A 17,607-nucleotide genomic window follows, 5' to 3' on the forward strand; every position below is an offset into this window, starting at 1 on the left:
CAGTTCGGGAATTTGCCTCCGGCTTCCTTCAGATTCCACCTCACGGTGGACACCCTTGCCATTAGCTAACAGTTCCTACTGCCAAGCCTGTAGTGGACTTTCACCACCAAGTTATAGCCCATGCCGGGCGCACAATAAAAAGTCCCAAAAGCAAGATTGCCTTTGGGACTTTTACTATTATACAACTGGCTCGTCTGAACCCCATTGTTTTTTCTTTCTTTCTACATCAATTTTACCACCAGTTTTATTCAAGCCTTTTTTCATGATTGAATACCAAATTTGAGCGGAAATGTAAATCGATGAATACGTTCCTGCTAGTAAACCTAAGAACAGAGCCCATGAGAAATTTCGGATAGCTTCTGCACCAAATAATAATAGTGCAACGACAACAAATGCAATATTTAAAACGATGTTAACAGAACGTCCAAGTGTTTGTCTTAATGATTTGTTAACAATTTCTGCAAGTTCGTCTGAGTTCTCGATTTTTTTCACACGATCTAAGTTTTCACGGATACGGTCGAATGTAACAATCTTATCATTGATAGAGTAACCAACAACTGTTAGTAAGGCCGCTATAAATGTTAAATCGACTTCAAAACGTGTAAAGCTAAATATTGCTACCATTAGGAAAATATCATGGAGTACACCGATGATAGAAGCAATACCCATACGCCATTCGAATCGAATTGCAACGTAGATAATAATTCCAATAGCTGCAATGATTAAAGCATAAATTGCATTTTTCACAAGTTCTTGTCCTACAATTGATGAAACAGCACTTACATTTGGCTCTGCACCAAATTCTTCATGCATTTTTTCTTTTATTTCTAGGATTTGTTGTTGTGTGAATTCCTCAGTATATTGGATTGCTGCTATGTTTTGCGTTTCACCAGAAATGATAATATCATCCGATGGATATCCAATACTTTCCATATACGAAGATACTTTTTCCTCTGTAAGTGATTCTTGTGCTAATACATCAACACGAGTACCACTTGCAAAATCAATACCTAAGTTTAATTTAAATAGACCTAGAACGATTGCACCAGCTAATATTAATATAATCGATAAAGTAAAATATCGTTTTCTAGTGTGTACAAAGTCGAATCTGTCGAAATTCGTAGATAAATCTAATGAACTTACGTTTTCTTCAATTGAATGGATTTTTGATTTTCTTACACCAAAGAATCCTGGTTTGTTATCAAAATAACCACTATTCACTAATAAACCAAGAAGGATACGTGATCCCCAAACTGCTGTTAAGAAACTTATTAAAATACTAATTACTAAAATTGTTGCAAACCCTTTTACAGAACTTGTACCAAAGTAGAATAATACCACTGCTGCAATAAAGGATGTTACGTTTGCGTCTAAAATCGCAGACCATGATGATTTAGTACCTTCAGCAAATGCTTGCTTAATCGTTTTACCAATGCGGAGCTCTTCTCTTATTCTTTCAGCTGTTAGGATATTCGCATCGACAGCCATTGCAATCCCTAATACAAGACCTGCAATTCCCGGTAAAGTAAGAACTCCATTAATCAATACGAATATTAATAAGTTTAGATAAATGTAAATAACTAATGTAATATTTGCAATCAGTCCAGGTAGACGATAATAGAACATTAGGAATAAGAAAATTAAAACAGATCCTATAATACCAGCGTAAACTGTTGATTTTAATGCATGCTCACCAAATTGTGCACCAACAGAAGTTGAAAATACTTCTGTCAATTTAACTGGAAGGGCACCTGCATTTAAAACACTCGCTAAATCTTTCGTTTCTTGAACTGTAAAATTACCTTCAATCATTACATCAGTCGTATTTAACACTTGTCCAACACGTGCTGCAGAAACGAATTTTTGATCTTCTTTAGGTTTTAACACTTCTTGAGCGTAAGAATCGACGCCTTCTTCAAAATCTAACCAAACGACTAGTAAATTTTGACCTTCAGGCATTTCTGATACTTGTTTAGTTACACTAGCAAATTTCGAAGCGTCCTTTAGCTTTAATGTAACAATTGGTTGATTTGAATCGTTAAATGTACCAGCAGCGCCGCCCTCAACTAAATCTGTTCCATCCATTAATACATTATCATTCACATCACGGAATGTTAATTCAGCAGTACTTGATAGTAATTCACGGGCAGATGATTGGTCGTCTAGTCCTGCCAATTGAACACGAATTCGATTTTCCCCTTCAACTTGAATGCTAGGTTCACTAACACCGAATTGGTCAACACGATTGTTCAAGGCACTTGTTGTATCGGTCAAAATTGATGGCGTAATTTCTTGTCCATCTAATGGTTCTACTTCATATAAAACCTCAAAACCACCTTGTAAATCTAAGCCGAGTTTTACATCATCTAATATACCTTTAACTGTTCCACCCATTGCTGCAAATAACACAACAATTACTAGTAGAAAAGTTAAAATACGGCTTTTTAACTTCATGCATAATCCTCCTTGGGTGTATGTATACAACTGAGACTAGAAAGACTCAGTTCGACTAGTATAAGTCGAACTGTGCTTCTTTGGCAGATTATGGAATTTAATTATAAGCAATCCGCTAATAAAGCAAAGGAAGCCTTTTGCTAAGATGCTTTCATTCGTCTAATGGTAGCACAGTTTAGTACATGACAAAACTAAAAAAAATAATATGTTTTAAACAACAAACTTATTATGTAACACGAAGTTCATGCTGTCAATTCAACACAATGAGCTTATTGCGAATCATATTTATTCTTTTGTTGGTTGTTTTCTAAATAGCTCATTTAATTCGTCTTTATTTAACTCTCCAAACCAATCAGTCTTTTGGAATGATTTGATCTGAGTAAAACTAACAATCTCTGAAGCGGAAATGGAAAAGATAGTCTCCACAACTTCATGAAGCTTTAAATCTTCAATAATCTTTTTTCTCCATTTTTTCTTTACACAATAGTTCCACAAATCTTCTTTTGTAATATGGTCATAACCAAAATGCTGGAATTCTTCTATTTTGCTTAATAAAGCTGGTAAGACTTTTTGAAATAAATTCGAATGTTCAATATTCAATTTGTTTTCACCTCAGAGCATTTGATTTGTTTTAACATGTGTAGTACGAGCATACAAATATTGTAGCGGATATTTCTTGAAATGAGAAGGGATTGAATGAATGGGATCGTTTGTTAGAGGGACCGTTTTTTTAATGATTGTTATTTTTTTATCTAAGTTATTTGGCTTTGTATATAGAATGCAATTTATGAGGGTTGCTGGGGAAGAAGCAGTAGGAGTGTATATGACAGCCTACCCTGCTTATATATTCTTTATTTCGCTTGTACAAATTGGACTACCTATCGCTGTTGCAAAGATTATAGCTGAATTTTATGCGAAAAAACGGATTGGACAACTTAAGTCCGTAATGGTAACTGCAATTAAGTGGTCCGTTGCTTCCATGATTATTTTCATACCAATTCTTTACTTCTTCATTCCATTTTTAGCTGGAACACTTTTACATAATGAAGCAACAAAAGTGACATTGTATATTGCCTTGGGTGCTGTACCAATCGTTGTATTTTCTGGTCTTATTAGAGGGTATTTACAAGGGCTAACGAGAATTTCTCCGACAGCTTGGTCTCAGATGATTGAACAGTTAGTTCGTATTGCACTCATCTCAATGATACTACCTGGATTTATTGTACCTGGTAATCCAGAATTGACTGCAGCATATGCAATGGCTATTACTGCAGTAGGTGAAGTAGTATCCCTTTTATATTTGTATTTCCATTATCTATATACAAAATCAAAACTGAAATCATCAGACAAGCCAAAGCCATATCCTGCAATGCCGTTACTTCGAATTGCAGTACCTTCAGCAGGTAGTAAACTATTCGGTACCTTTACGTGGTTTTTAGAACCAATCGTTTTCTTACAAGCATTGACAATAGCTGGATTAACTGCAGCTGGAGCAACAACTTTATACGGGGTAATATCAGGTGTTCATATTCCATTATTACTATTTCCATCATTTATACCGAACGCTTTAGCTATTGTACTCATCCCAGCGGTAAGTAGCGCCATTGCTCGTAATAATTATTCATTATTAAACGACCGTATTGAAATATCTTTACGGATGTCTTCGCTGATTGGTTGTTATGCAGCGACTTACTTTTTCTTACACGGTGATGAACTAGCATTAATGTTATTTGGATTAGAAGATACAAAGGGCTATATGCGAATATTAGCACCGATTTTTTATTTTTACTATATTCAAAGTCCGCTTCAATCCATTTTACAAGCAGTAGACGAGGCTCGCGCTGCGATGATGAACTCAATTTACGGTGGATTGGGTAAATTATTCATCATGTTTGTACTAGCTTCCCAAGCCTCAATTGCTGAATATGGTGCAATCATTGCGATTGGATTTGGTGTATTAATGACATCATTTTTACATATCGCGACGATTCGTCAACATAAAATGATTGCTGGAGGTTTTCGTTTCTTCGTAGTTCCTTACGCGGTATTTATCGTGACTTGTGTGATTCAAAGCTATTTTTTGCCAATGTTGCATTTTGATTTTTGGACAAATAGTTCAATCACTATAGGGATCGTAACGATTTTATTAATCCTATTACACCAATTCCGATTAAGTGATTTTAGATATTTTCGTTCTATTGTTTCCCGTCGATAGTTGTACCTTTTAATTGAACATATAAATCATAATCTTCCAAACAACAATAAAATATCTCATCAAGATTTGAATATCCTTTTGTTTTCAATGTTTCTTTTAGCCATAGTTCATCTTTTTCAATCATTTTAAGATGTCTTTCAATAACATCACCATCTACAATTAAAGGTAAAACTAATGGATCTTCATCTTTTAGGAAAACGGATAGTTTTCCTGATGGTTCTAAGTATGCATAAGCTATGTTTTTGATCGATGGTACACTCGCTTCACGTAATTGTTGGAATAAGTCATCTAGATTATACCGTTGTTTTCTCATTTCTTCTTCATTGATGACACCATTTTTAACAATGAGTGACGGGTCGCCATCGATTAAATCTCTTACTTTTTTACTTTTTAATGCTAGAAGTGAATTGCAATATTGGATGACAAATAATAATAGGATAGGAAAAATCATCGGGAATAATGCTTTATCCATGTCTTCTAATGCAAAGGCAACACACTCTGCAATAAGAACAAACACAACTAAGTCCATAATACTTAATTCGCCAACTTCTCTTTTTCCCATTAACCTAAAAATGACTAAGATTAAAATATATAAAAGTATTGTTCGAAAAGCGATTTCTAAATATAATTCCATAACAAACTCCCTTTCTCAAATAATTGTTTGCTATGGACATGATAATTATTCAATTTTGACCATGAAAAAAGCTTACGCAGTGGAACTTGTCCAATTTCGTAAGCTTTTCCTACTATTCTGTAATTACGCGACCAATTGCTTGACGCTCAAACTTCAAACGAGTGTTACCATCAACTAAGATATATACCGCTGTATCTTCAATTGCATCGATTTCTCCGTGAAGTCCACCAATTGTTACTACACGATCACCGCGTTTTAAGCTGCTTTGCATTTGTACAGTTGCTTTTTGTCTCTTTTGAGCTGGACGGATTAAGATAAACCACATAGCCGCAAATAAAATTATGATTGGTAGCAAATTTAATAATGTATCTTGCATATATTATGTCCCCCTTTCTAATTCTCCTTAAATAGTATAGTATAAAATGCACTTAAAAAGCGATTTGAAACTATTACTTTCAATGAAAATAATCCTATTTTTTAAAATTTAACAACAATTTCTTGTATTTTCACTATTATATAAAAATTAGAAGTTTTTTGCATCTGGTTTGTTGAAACCGTATTTTTCGAAGAATTCTTCTCTGAAATCCCCTAAACGATCTTCTCGGATAGCTTGACGTACTTGCTCCATTAGTTTCAATAAGAAATGTAAATTATGATATGTTGTTAAACGAATGCCGAATGTTTCACCTGTTTTTATCAAATGTCTAATATAAGCACGTGAATAGTTTTTACAAGTATAACAATCACAATTAGGGTCAAGTGGCCCAAAATCTTTCGCATACTGTGCATTTTTAACAACTAGTCTTCCTTCTGAAGTCATTAGTGTTCCATTACGAGCAATTCGTGTTGGTAGTACACAGTCAAACATATCAACTCCACGTATTGCACCATCAATAAGAGAATCAGGAGAACCTACTCCCATTAAGTAACGTGGTTTATCAAACGGCATAAGCGGTGTAGTAAACTCTAATACCTTATTCATAACATCTTTTGGTTCACCTACAGATAAACCACCAATTGCATATCCTGGGAAATCTAATTCAACTAATGCTTCAGCTGAACGTTTTCTTAAATCCTCATATTCCCCACCTTGAATTATCCCAAATAATCCTTGGTCTTCTGGGCGACTATGTGCTTCTTTACAGCGCTTAGCCCATCTTGTTGTACGGTCAACAGAAGCTAACATATACTCATAAGATGCTGGATATGGTGGACATTCATCGAAAGCCATAATAATATCTGCACCTAAATCATTTTGAACTTGGATTGATTTTTCTGGGCTTAAAAATAGCTTGTCCCCATTTAAATGGTTGCGGAAGTAAACTCCATCTTCTTCGATTTTACGAAAATCACTAAGTGAAAATACTTGGAATCCACCAGAATCAGTTAAAATTGCACGGTCCCAGTTCATAAATTTGTGGAGTCCACCCGCTTCTTTCACTATCTCATTTCCTGGACGTAACCATAAATGATATGTGTTTGATAAAATGATCCCTGCACCCATCTCTTTAACTTCTTCTGGTGCCATCGTTTTTACAGTTGCTTGTGTACCTACTGGCATAAATGCAGGTGTCTCAAATGATCCATGTGGTGTATGAACGATCCCAAGTCTCGCTCCAGTTTGTTTACATGTTTTAATATGTTCGTATCTTATTGCTGGTTGTGTCATAATAAATTCCTTTCATTTTTGGAGTAAAAACAGTACTCCAGTTTCCCTTCAGGTTTCCCCATTTTCTTGTATTTTTATCAAATTCAACTAATGTTAATCACGTATCGGGCGAATAAACATCGCATCTCCAAAGCTGAAGAATCGATATTTTTCTTCAACAGCTTGTTTATATGCATTTAATATTATATCCCTTGATGTTAATGCACTTACTAACATAACTAAAGTAGATTTAGGTAAATGGAAGTTTGTAATTAACCCATCTATTGCTTTATATTCGAAACCTGGATAGATAAAGATGTTTGTCCATCCGTGTTCGGCACGAATTTCGCCATCAAATTTTTGAGCAATCGTTTCTAGTGTTCGAGTAGATGTTGTCCCTACAGCAATTACTTTTCCGCCATTAGCTTTTGTGCGATTAATCGTATTCGCTGCTTCCTCTGAAACACTATAGAATTCAGAATGCATATCGTGATTTTCAATAGAATCTACACTTACTGGACGGAAAGTACCAAGCCCAACATGTAGTGTAATAAAGACTATTTCTACGCCTTTATCTTTTATTTTTTCTAAAATTTCATTAGTAAAGTGTAACCCTGCTGTAGGTGCTGCAGCGGAACCAATCTCTTTAGAGTAGACTGTTTGATAACGTTCACGATCGTCTAACTTCTCATGTATATATGGTGGAAGTGGCATTTCTCCAAGCTGATCTAATATCTCATAAAAAATACCGTCATAACTGAACTTAAACATTCGCCCACCGTGGTCTAATTCGCCGGTACAAATAGCTTTTAGCAAACCATTACCAAATGTTATTTCTGTACCGATTTTTACTCGTTTTGCTGGTTTTACTAACGTTTCCCACTCATCATCTTGACCTTGTTTTAATAACAACAATTCGATATGAGCACCTGTACCTTCCTTTGTACCAAAAAGTCTGGCCGGCATAACTCGTGTATCGTTTAAAACAAGACAATCTCCTTCTTGTAATTCATCTAGAATATGGGGAAATTGATGGTGTTCTACTTCACCCGTTTGACGGTCGACAACCATTAACCGACTTGCAGTTCTATCTTCTAATGGTGTTTGAGCTATTAGTTCTTCAGGTAATTCAAAATCAAAATCTTCTACTTTCATGTTGAAACTTCCTTTTTTAAGTTTGATGTGGGTAACCAAAATGATCGTACGCTAAGACGCTTGCAACACGACCACGTGGTGTTCTTTGTATAAATCCAATTTGCATTAAATACGGTTCGTATACATCCTCAATTGTTACCCTTTCTTCACCAATTGATGCAGCAAGAGTATCCAACCCAACAGGCCCTCCTTTAAAACTTTCAATCATACTTTTTATTAATTTATGGTCAATATGATCAAGGCCTAAAGGATCTACTTGGAGTAGTTGGAGTGCCTGATTGGCAATTGATAGTGAAATTACACCATCTCCAATGACTTGTGCATAATCCCGCACTCTTTTTAATAATCGATTGGCTATTCTTGGGGTACCACGAGAACGTCTTGCAATTTCTCTTGCCGCTAACTTATCTATATCAACTTCAAATAGTTTAGCACTTCTTAAAACAATTTCAACTAGAGAGGATTCGTCATAATAATCTAATCGAAGCATGACGCCAAAACGGTCTCTAAAAGGAGCAGATAACGCACCTGCTCTTGTTGTAGCTCCTACCAATGTAAATGGTGGTAAGTCCAAACGTACCGTTCTAGCTTCATGCCCCTTTCCTATGACAATATCTAAGGAGTAGTCTTCCATCGCAGGATAAAGTACTTCTTCAATAGCTCTCGATAGTCGATGGATCTCATCAATAAACAATACATCTCCTGGTTCAAGTGAGCTTACAATGGCCGCTAAGTCACCTGGTCGTTCAATAGCAGGTCCACTCGTCATGCGAATATTAACATTCATTTCATTTGCAATAATACTAGCTAGAGTTGTTTTACCAAGTCCTGGTGGACCATATAACAAGACGTGATCTAAACTTTCTTCTCGAATTTTTGCGGCTTCAATAAATATTTTTAAACTTTCCTTTACTTTAGATTGTCCAATATATTGTGACAACATTTGTGGTCTAAGGGAAAGTTCGAATTGTTCATCATATTCATTTGCATTATTTGAAATTATACGGTCAGACATCTCATCTCCCCCTTACTTCAACGTTAGTAACAGTTGTAAAGCATTTTTCATATAATTTTCAGTAGTTGAAAGAGAATCGTTCTCCTCAAGCTGTGGCTTAATTTTAGCAAGTTCTTTTTCTGAATAACCAAGGGCACTTAATGCTAAAATCGCCTCATCTAATTGATGTTGATTTGGATTAACTCCAAATAGTGGCAATTCATCATCTTTACTAGGTATAACTACATTTGCCTCTGACACTAGATTTCCTAACTTTCCTTTTAAATCCAGAATCATTTGGCGAGCTGTTTTTTTCCCTACTCCAGGGAATTTGATAAGGAAAGATTCATCTTCATTTTCAATTGCTGACACTACATGAGTAGGATTTCCGCTAGCTAAAATTGCCAAAGCTCCTTTTGGTCCGATCCCAGAAACTTGTATTAATTTTCTAAATAGCTCACGTTGGGTCATTGTTTTAAATCCAAACAGTAGATGAGCATCTTCTCGTACATGCATATGTATAAAAACTTGTTGGTTAGATTCATTAATTTGAAAGGCAAATGGATTCGGTGTATGTAAACACCATCCTATTTGGTTTTGTTCTAGGACAATATATTCTGGTGTAACTCTTTTAACTTGTCCAATAATATAATCGTACATTAATAATCCCTCGCATTCACATCAATCCATTATAGCATATCAAAATAAGATCACGAACTAGGTGGGAAATCGTTCAAACTAAACATGAACGAACCTTAAAAAACTTATTATGAAATGAAAGACCGTCCAAGTTAGACGGTCTTAAATGTATGAATGGATCACTATTTTAATAGTTTTATATTAACATATTGAACAAAGTTAACCTAGCCATGCAAACTTATATTCATTTTAATTTTTCAGTTTTTACAATTAACTCAGGCCAATGTCTTAATGCTTTTTCAGTAAACGGCATTAAATAGTCTAAGAATTCTTCTTTTTCAAGATCGCCAAGCTGCAATATATACAACCATTCTCTTAACAATTCGTTAGGATATTGGAGATAATGCAATTTTGGTAGACACAACTCGCTTAAATATTGACTTTCACTTATTAACTTCTGAAGGTCATAGCCAACTGTTGGTAGGGCTCGATGTAACCATAAAATTAGTTCATCGGCTGGATCTCCGACGACCGATAAATCAAAATCAATCAATTTCATGCCTTCTCTTGTAATTAAAAAATTATGATGAACAACATCTCCATGCAATAAAGTAAGATTGAAATTTGATGATTTTTTTTCGGCTTGTTTCCGCATTTTCCTTAGAATTCTGTCCGCATACAGCGTAATATCATAATAAGAATGTTGTAAATACGGAACTAACTCTTTTTCATAGGATAAGAAACGTTCAAGCCGCGCAGTCCATTTATTGTATAAATTTTGTCTTGGAATAATTACGTGGTTTTTCCAATTAATCATTTTATTTGTATCATGTAATGATTTTAAAATCCTGACTACTTCTCTTCTGTGATGTCTGTCTGAGAAATCTGCACTATAGCTACGATGTTGCCAACTTTGTACTATTAAATTCGGTTCATTCGTTTTTTTTAAAGGAATTGCATATGGAAACTCGATTGCTTCTAGTTGTTGATGAATGAATTTAACTTTTTCTGCCACCATTTCATTATCGTACTTTTTTATAAACAATGTATCATCTGGTGATTCTTGTTTCCATATATTGCTTTTGATTTGCATTTTAATAATTCCAAGGTCTAAAGTCAGGTGATTGTTGGTTACAGTTGCAAGTTGGATAGTATGGTTGTGATGGATAGTTCATATGTTGTGGCATCATATGTTGTTGAGGCATCATGTGATATGGCATAGATTGTTGCATATAGTAATCTTGCATAGTGTATTGTTCAGGCATTGCTTGGTATGGCATGTTATAGTGTTCAGGCATATACGGTTGCATGTTGTATTGTTCCGGCATTACATGCTGAGGCATGAATTGATATTGTGGGTAATTCATATCGTATTGAACATGATCATAATGTGTTGGACTGTAATCATCATCTTTTTTCATATGATGATAGAAATCGTCACCTTTAACACCTTTATCTCCTAATACATCGTCACTCATATGACTTTTCGCTTGTTCATAGGATCCCATAACACTTGTTGCATTAGTTGAATCAACTAACCAATCTGGTAAAATAGAATCTTTTCCATGGTCATCCATATCCATCATTGGACCCATCTCATAGTTTGGTTCCATATAATCTGGTTGCATGAAATTATAATCATATGGCATCATCATATGATTATACGGTGCGGAATCGTTGCAATCACAAGGATCATCCATATGTTGTATTGGCATTTGCATAGGCATTGGTTGTTGCATTCCACCACCACATCCACATGGTTTTACATGATGATGTTTTTTACATTTACATGGCTTTTTCATAGGCATTGGTTCAGGGCAAGGACAATATGGAACATATACATAATATGGTTGTGGAACCGGTACATATTCTGTTTTAACGACTTCTTTTTCCTCAATTCTCACTTCTGGTTTTGGAATTTCAATCATAATTGGTTGTGGTATTGGCATCGGTACTGGCTGTGGTTGTGGTTGTGGAATTGGTTGTGGCATTGGTTGTGTCATAATAATTTTCTCAGATGGTGGCATTGGTTGTGGCGATGTAAATGTAAATTGTGGAGCAAAATGGAATTCTGGCATAATTTCTGGTTGAATTTGAGGCATAGGTGCCGGTTGTGGTGGCGGTGTTGGCATAACATATTCTGGTAATGGTTGTGTAAATTTTTCTTTTGATGGTTTAACTTCTGCTGCAGGTTGAGGTGGTAACTCAGGCATCGGTCTAGTCAACTGCTCTTTTGAAGGAGCCACCTCTCTAGTAGGTTGTGTTTGTTCAACGATTGGAGCAATTGGTTCAGTTAATTTTTCTTTATAGCTTGTTGTTCTGATTGGAGCTTTATTACCTGTATTTCCTGCTGAATTATTTGAAACTGCATCAGGTAAAATAATCTCCATTCCAGGGACAACATAATCAGGATTCGCTAAATGTCCATTTAGTCGCTTTAATTCATCAAAACTTATACCATACTGTTTGGCAATTTTCCAAAGTGTATCGCCTTTTTGAACAACATGAGTTCTCACAAAACATCCTCCTTTTCTCGTTTTATAATATGTCAATCCAATGAAAAGGACACAAAAATATAAGGATGATTTTATTCCTCGTGTTAAACTATGTATGATGGAGTAATGTTTATACATTAGAAAAACAGATTTATCCCCAAAAAATAACAAGGGAAACACTTATCATTCTTATACGAGGAGGATCTATATGAAAAAACTGTTAGGTGAAGATAGAAGAAATGAACTTCTTTCCATCCTTAAAAACGCTCAATCACCTGTAACTGGAACCGACTTAGCAAAACTTGCAAATGTCTCACGTCAAGTCATAGTCAATGATATGAACTTATTAAAAGCGCGAAATGAACCAATCGTTGCAACTAGTCAGGGCTATGTCTATTTAAATACAGAAGATACGAACAATAGTTATGAAAGAAAAATCGTTTGTGTACATACCGCTGAACAAGCTGAGGATGAAATGTTTACGATAGTAGATTGTGGTGTCACATTAAAAAATGTAAGTGTAGAACATCCAGTTTACGGAGAAATTACTGCTTCTATTATGGTTTCAAATCGATTAGATGTTCAAAATTTTACAAAGCGAGTAAAAGAAACACATGCGAATTATTTATCTGTATTAACTAACGGCACTCATCTCCACTTAATAAGCGCACCATCCATTGAACAATTAGATCGAGCAGAACAATTATTACGCGAAAAGGGATATCTTGTGGAATCATAAAAAATAGGAAGATACCAATTGTCATTCAGGCAATTCGTATCTTCCTATTTGTTTACATGTGATAGCATTATATTTCTGGAACTGTGTAAGTGTAATATGTTCCTAAAGACTTAACTGTAACGCCAATCGAATTTAACTCTTCGAATGCGCCTTTCATCATGACATCATTTTCATCTGCTAATACGTCAGCAATAAAGAAATATTGACCTAAACCGGTCTTTAATGGTCTAGACTCAATTTTACTTAAATTTAATTTTCTCCATGCAAAAACAGATAATACTTGATGTAGAGTTCCTGATTCATCCGATGGTAATGTTAGCATTAAAGTTGTTTTAGGCTTCTTATCAGAGTGTTCTGTTGGTAACCTTGTATTCTGTTTAGATAGTACGAAAAATCGAGTATGATTGAAATGAAAATCATGAATATTTTTCTCTACTATTTCTAAACCATATTTCACAGCAGAAGACGTATTTCCAATTGCCCCTATACAACGTTTAGGATTCTCTGCAACAAATTTTGCTGCAGCTGCTGTAGAAGAACTTTGGCGAAGTGGAACACCACTAAAACGGTAAAATAAATACTTATGACATTGAGCTAATGCATGTGGATGCGAATAAATCTCTTCTAGCTCAGACCAATTTTTTACTTGTGATTTATTAACCATTAAATGCTGTTGAATTTTTTCTAAAATTTCACCTACAACAAATAATTCAACTTCATGATATAAGTAATCGATTGTTAGTGGGACGATTCCCTCTATTGCATTTTCTAACGGAACAACAGCGTAGTTTACTTTTCCTTCAACGACTGCATCAATACACTCTGGAATTGTAGTCATTGGGATTAGTTGTTCTTTTGGAAATAAACTTTCTGTTGCTATATATGTAAATGAAGCTTCTGGACCTAAATAGGCGATTTTTTGTTGCAAATAATCCGTATTCACTACGATGACCCCATTTCTTTAAATTGAAAAGCGAATTTGAGCATTGATCGATCTACCTACAATGCACCTGAACTAATCACTTCCGCCGATTCCACGAACTCTAGTTTTTGAATGCTTTCGATTAATTCGTTTAAATCAACATCCATGCTCGTAACATCCAATGATAGGGTCACATTTGCACGTCCTTGAATAGGAATCGTTTGGTGAATCGTTAAAACATTGCAATGTGCATTGTTAATAATTCCAAGTAAGTTTGCAAGAGTCCCCTTTTGATCTTGCAATTGGATTATAATTGTTAAAATACGTTCTTTTACAATAGAGTGGAACGGGAATACCGCATCACGATATTTATAAAAGGCGCTTCTAGACAAATCAACTTTCTTCACTGCATCCCATATTGACGAGACTGTACCACTCTCTAGAAGTTGTTTAGCCTCTAATGTTTTCTGCATTGCATCTGTTAGAACATCTTCTCTTACTAAGTAATAACGCTGATTTGCAATGTTTTTCATTTGTATCCCCCTAATAACATTCGCTTTAAAAGTTAAAAGAAAACTGAGGTCAAATATCACCTGTCATTTGACCTCATAAATAATTATTTGAAATTTGTTAATCTACAAACTCAAATTCAAATTCTAATAAGCGTACTGTATCCCCATCTTGTGCGCCTCTTGCACGTAACGCATCGTCAACCCCCATAGCACGAAGTTGTCTTGCAAAGCGACGTATACCATCTTCACGACTGAAGTCTGTCATCTTAAATAGACGTTCAATTGAGTACCCTGAAATTACATATGCACCATCATCATCACGTGTAATTTCAAAGTCATCGCCTTTCTTCTCATGTTTATATAGAACAGTTGCATCGCTTTCTTCTTCTTCAATTTCATGTAAAGTGAATTCAGGTGTAACTTCTAATAAGTCAGCAATCTCATATAATACTGGTTTTAACCCTTGACGAGAAACTGCCGAAATTGGAAATACTTTAACAGAATCTCCAACTTTCTTTTTAAATTCCTGTAAATTCTCCTCTGCATCAGGAAGATCCATTTTATTGGCAACTACAATTTGAGGTCTTTCCATTAAACGCAGATTATATTGTTTAAGTTCTTCATTAATCGTAACGTAATCCTCATATGGATCACGTCCTTCCATGCCACTCATATCGACCACATGAACAATTACACGTGTACGTTCAATGTGTCGAAGGAATTGCATACCTAAACCAACCCCTTGATGTGCCCCTTCGATTAATCCAGGTAAATCTGCCATCGCAAAGCTACGACCGTCATCCGTTTCTACCATTCCTAAATTAGGAACTATTGTTGTAAAATGGTATGCACCAATTTTTGGTTTAGCTGCTGATACGACAGAAAGAATTGTTGATTTACCAACACTCGGGAAACCAACTAAACCAACATCTGCCAATACTTTCAATTCTAATATAACATTAATTTCTTGGCCTGGCTCACCTTTTTCTGCAATTTCTGGTGCAGGGTTTGCAGGTGTTGAAAAACGTGTATTTCCTCTTCCTCCACGTCCGCCACGGGCGATTACTGCGGTTTGTCCATGCTCTACTAAATCCGCAATGACCGTACCAGTTTCCTCATTTTTCACAACTGTACCAGGTGGGACTTTTACTACTAAATCTTCTGCATTTTTCCCATGCATCCCTTTACTCATCCCATGTTCTCCGCGCTCAGCTTTAAAGTGACGTTTATAACGGAAGTCCATTAAAGTTCTTAGTCCTTCTTCAACTTGGAAAACAATGTTACCACCATTTCCTCCATCACCACCAGCTGGACCACCATTGGGTACATATTTCTCACGACGGAAGGCTACCATTCCATCTCCGCCGTCTCCGCCTTTTACATAAATCTTAACGTGATCTACGAACAATTGATTTCACTCCTAATCTGAAGTCAATTCATATTTCCAAGATTGTTGTGTCTCTTCATATGTTTGTACTTTTATATTTTCCATTAATACAGTTTGAAATGATTTTGAACTCCACTTTCCTTTTAGATGGAATTGAAGTTTAAATTGATTTTGTGCTGACTCAATAGTAATTAATAAATTCTGTTCACTAAATGGATCTAAATCATTATAAACATGTTTCAACGTTTCTTCTAAGTATTGTACAATTTCATCATCATTTTGAGTATAATTTGAATCTGTTGCTTTACAATTTATTGAAAGTTGAATTGCTGGAAATCGCCAACCACACGTATATAACCATTCCACTGTTTTAGGTAAAGATAACTTATTTAGTGATGAATATGTTTTATATTTTGTTGAAATATCTTTCATTATATTTTTTGCTTCATCCACATTTCCTAATTCCAAATGTAATTGGATTAGTTGAAAATGATTTAAAAAATCATGATTTGCTAAACGTATTGATTCAACTACTGTTAATGCTTTTTTACTATCCATAATTTTCTCCCAACATACTACTTAAAATCAACCAAAAAATAACACAACTATATTTTAGTATATCAAGTTTGGCTAACTTTTTCCTTCATTTATATAACTTGGAAGGTTAGTTAGTTGGAATAAATGTTATATTAATCCATCCAGCATTGAGTAAGTATGCAATATGATTGATGTAATTACTTTTCTTGAAGCGAAAAAAGGACTGCGTAATGCAGTCCTGAAAGTTCATGTGCTTTTAAAAAGAAAAGGACTGCATCAAGCAGTCCTTTCGATTATTATGCTTCTTGAGCTACTGGGTATACACTAACTTTTTTCTTGTCACGGCCCATACGTTCGAATTTAACAACGCCGTCAACTTTAGCGAAAAGTGTGTCATCTCCACCACGACCAACGTTTGTACCTGGGTAAATTTTTGTACCGCGTTGACGGTAAAGAATTGAACCACCAGTTACGAATTGACCGTCAGCACGTTTAGCACCTAAACGTTTTGCTTCAGAGTCACGACCGTTCTTAGTAGAACCTACCCCTTTTTTCGAAGCGAAAAATTGAAGATCTAAAGATAACAATAATTTCATTCTGTTCCACCTCCTACTAGGTTGTAGTTGATACGAATATATTGTCCATAACTCTGCACCATAGAATACACTTGAGCAGTCATTACTTGGACAATTAGCTGTAGTTTTGCATCGATCTCAGAATCTATGTCAGATGGAAGTTCTATTCGTAAATAGCCTCCCCCTTCATTAGCCTGTTCAATTTTAGGCTCAATATTAAGTAAAGCATAGATAGCATTGACTGTACCAAAGGCAATTGTCGATGCACCTGCGCAAACTAAATCTTTGCCTGTTTGATCGTACTCAGCATGACCTGAAAATTCAAATGCAGATACATGTCTATTTTCATCGTGATGAATCGTAACAGTTATCATGTCATCACTCCTAATATTAAGCGTTGATTGATTCAACAACTAATTTAGTGTATGGTTGACGATGACCTTGTTTACGACGGTAGTTTTTCTTCGCTTTGTATTTGAATACAGTGATTTTTTTAGCACGTCCTTCTTTTACAACTTTCGCTGTAACAGTAGCACCTTCAACAGTTGGAGCTCCAACTTTTACTGTTTCTCCACCTACAAATAAAACTTTATCAAAAGTTACTACTTCGTTAGCTGCAACACCTAGTTTTTCAACATAGATTTCTTGTCCAGCTTCTACTTTGATTTGTTTACCACCAGTTTCGATAATTGCGTACATTT

At 35.3% G+C, this 17,607-nt stretch carries 19 protein-coding genes; 2 read left to right on the forward strand and 17 right to left on the reverse strand.

Annotation, left to right across the window (positions count from 1 at the left end):
• Positions 1-177: 177 nt before the first annotated feature.
• Positions 178-2,454, reverse strand: a complete 2,277-nt coding sequence (gene secDF, locus ACOQFO_RS11730; RefSeq protein WP_421689850.1) for a protein translocase subunit SecDF — start codon at positions 2,452-2,454, stop codon at positions 178-180.
• 285 nt (positions 2,455-2,739) lie between these two features.
• A complete protein-coding gene (locus ACOQFO_RS11735) occupies positions 2,740-3,054 on the reverse strand; it encodes a post-transcriptional regulator (RefSeq protein WP_421689851.1) in 315 nt (104 codons plus the stop codon).
• A gap of 100 nt (positions 3,055-3,154) precedes the next feature.
• Between ACOQFO_RS11735 and ACOQFO_RS11740 the strand changes: the two genes are divergently transcribed.
• The gene (locus ACOQFO_RS11740; protein ID WP_421689852.1) at positions 3,155-4,669 is read left to right on the forward strand and encodes a putative polysaccharide biosynthesis protein; all 1,515 of its coding nucleotides are present in this window, start codon (positions 3,155-3,157) and stop codon (positions 4,667-4,669) included.
• On the opposite strand, the gene ACOQFO_RS11745 is transcribed toward ACOQFO_RS11740, so the two are convergent.
• The 8 genes from ACOQFO_RS11745 to ACOQFO_RS11780 all read right to left on the reverse strand — a co-directional run bounded on the left by ACOQFO_RS11745 (position 4,650) and on the right by ACOQFO_RS11780 (position 12,255).
• A complete protein-coding gene (locus tag ACOQFO_RS11745; RefSeq protein WP_421689853.1) occupies positions 4,650-5,303 on the reverse strand; it encodes a DUF421 domain-containing protein in 654 nt (217 codons plus the stop codon). The genes ACOQFO_RS11740 and ACOQFO_RS11745 overlap by 20 nt on opposite strands.
• 112 nt (positions 5,304-5,415) lie before the next feature.
• Entirely contained in the window at positions 5,416-5,679 is a 264-nt protein-coding gene (gene yajC, locus ACOQFO_RS11750; protein WP_421689854.1) for a preprotein translocase subunit YajC, read from the reverse strand.
• A 147-nt stretch (positions 5,680-5,826) separates the two neighbouring features.
• On the reverse strand, positions 5,827-6,972 hold the full coding sequence (tgt, locus tag ACOQFO_RS11755) for a tRNA guanosine(34) transglycosylase Tgt (protein ID WP_421689855.1): 1,146 nt from the start codon (positions 6,970-6,972) through the stop codon (positions 5,827-5,829).
• A 93-nt stretch (positions 6,973-7,065) separates the two neighbouring features.
• Positions 7,066-8,106 carry a tRNA preQ1(34) S-adenosylmethionine ribosyltransferase-isomerase QueA gene (queA, locus tag ACOQFO_RS11760; protein ID WP_421689856.1) on the reverse strand — a complete coding sequence of 347 codons (1,041 nt, stop codon included), beginning with the start codon at positions 8,104-8,106 and terminating at the stop codon, positions 7,066-7,068.
• A 16-nt stretch (positions 8,107-8,122) separates the two neighbouring features.
• Entirely contained in the window at positions 8,123-9,121 is a 999-nt protein-coding gene (ruvB, locus tag ACOQFO_RS11765; protein ID WP_421689857.1) for a Holliday junction branch migration DNA helicase RuvB, read from the reverse strand.
• 12 nt (positions 9,122-9,133) lie between these two features.
• Positions 9,134-9,760: a Holliday junction branch migration protein RuvA gene (ruvA, locus tag ACOQFO_RS11770; protein WP_421689858.1), complete on the reverse strand. Its 627-nt coding sequence runs from the start codon at positions 9,758-9,760 to the stop codon at positions 9,134-9,136.
• Between the two features lie 223 nt (positions 9,761-9,983).
• Positions 9,984-10,832 carry a phosphotransferase family protein gene (locus ACOQFO_RS11775; protein ID WP_421689859.1) on the reverse strand — a complete coding sequence of 283 codons (849 nt, stop codon included), beginning with the start codon at positions 10,830-10,832 and terminating at the stop codon, positions 9,984-9,986.
• A 1-nt stretch (position 10,833) separates the two neighbouring features.
• Positions 10,834-12,255 (reverse strand): LysM peptidoglycan-binding domain-containing protein, encoded by a 1,422-nt coding sequence (locus ACOQFO_RS11780; protein ID WP_421689860.1) that lies wholly within the window; start codon positions 12,253-12,255, stop codon positions 10,834-10,836.
• Positions 12,256-12,442: 187 nt separating this feature from the next.
• Here ACOQFO_RS11780 and ACOQFO_RS11785 point away from each other — a divergent pair, with 187 nt between their 5' ends.
• Positions 12,443-12,973 carry a transcription repressor NadR gene (locus tag ACOQFO_RS11785; protein WP_421689861.1) on the forward strand — a complete coding sequence of 177 codons (531 nt, stop codon included), beginning with the start codon at positions 12,443-12,445 and terminating at the stop codon, positions 12,971-12,973.
• 67 nt (positions 12,974-13,040) lie between these two features.
• Here ACOQFO_RS11785 and pheA read toward each other — a convergent pair whose 3' ends face one another.
• The 7 genes from pheA to rplU form a co-directional block, all read right to left on the reverse strand.
• Positions 13,041-13,916, reverse strand: coding sequence for a prephenate dehydratase (pheA, locus tag ACOQFO_RS11790; RefSeq protein WP_421689862.1), 876 nt, complete (start codon positions 13,914-13,916; stop codon positions 13,041-13,043).
• A 56-nt stretch (positions 13,917-13,972) separates the two neighbouring features.
• Positions 13,973-14,428: an ACT domain-containing protein gene (locus ACOQFO_RS11795; protein ID WP_421689863.1), complete on the reverse strand. Its 456-nt coding sequence runs from the start codon at positions 14,426-14,428 to the stop codon at positions 13,973-13,975.
• 97 nt (positions 14,429-14,525) lie between these two features.
• Entirely contained in the window at positions 14,526-15,815 is a 1,290-nt protein-coding gene (gene obgE, locus ACOQFO_RS11800; RefSeq protein WP_421689864.1) for a GTPase ObgE, read from the reverse strand.
• 12 nt (positions 15,816-15,827) lie between these two features.
• A complete protein-coding gene (locus ACOQFO_RS11805) occupies positions 15,828-16,352 on the reverse strand; it encodes a Spo0B domain-containing protein (protein WP_421689865.1) in 525 nt (174 codons plus the stop codon).
• Positions 16,353-16,627: 275 nt separating this feature from the next.
• Positions 16,628-16,918, reverse strand: a complete 291-nt coding sequence (rpmA, locus tag ACOQFO_RS11810; protein WP_421689909.1) for a 50S ribosomal protein L27 — start codon at positions 16,916-16,918, stop codon at positions 16,628-16,630.
• A 5-nt stretch (positions 16,919-16,923) separates the two neighbouring features.
• Positions 16,924-17,280, reverse strand: a complete 357-nt coding sequence (locus tag ACOQFO_RS11815; protein WP_421689866.1) for a ribosomal-processing cysteine protease Prp — start codon at positions 17,278-17,280, stop codon at positions 16,924-16,926.
• Between the two features lie 16 nt (positions 17,281-17,296).
• On the reverse strand, positions 17,297-17,605 hold the full coding sequence (rplU, locus tag ACOQFO_RS11820) for a 50S ribosomal protein L21 (protein ID WP_421689867.1): 309 nt from the start codon (positions 17,603-17,605) through the stop codon (positions 17,297-17,299).
• Positions 17,606-17,607: the final 2 nt, after the last annotated feature.

The sequence above is a fragment of the Ureibacillus sp. MALMAid1270 genome (genome assembly GCF_049202975.1).
Lineage (GTDB): Bacteria > Bacillota > Bacilli > Bacillales_A > Planococcaceae > Ureibacillus.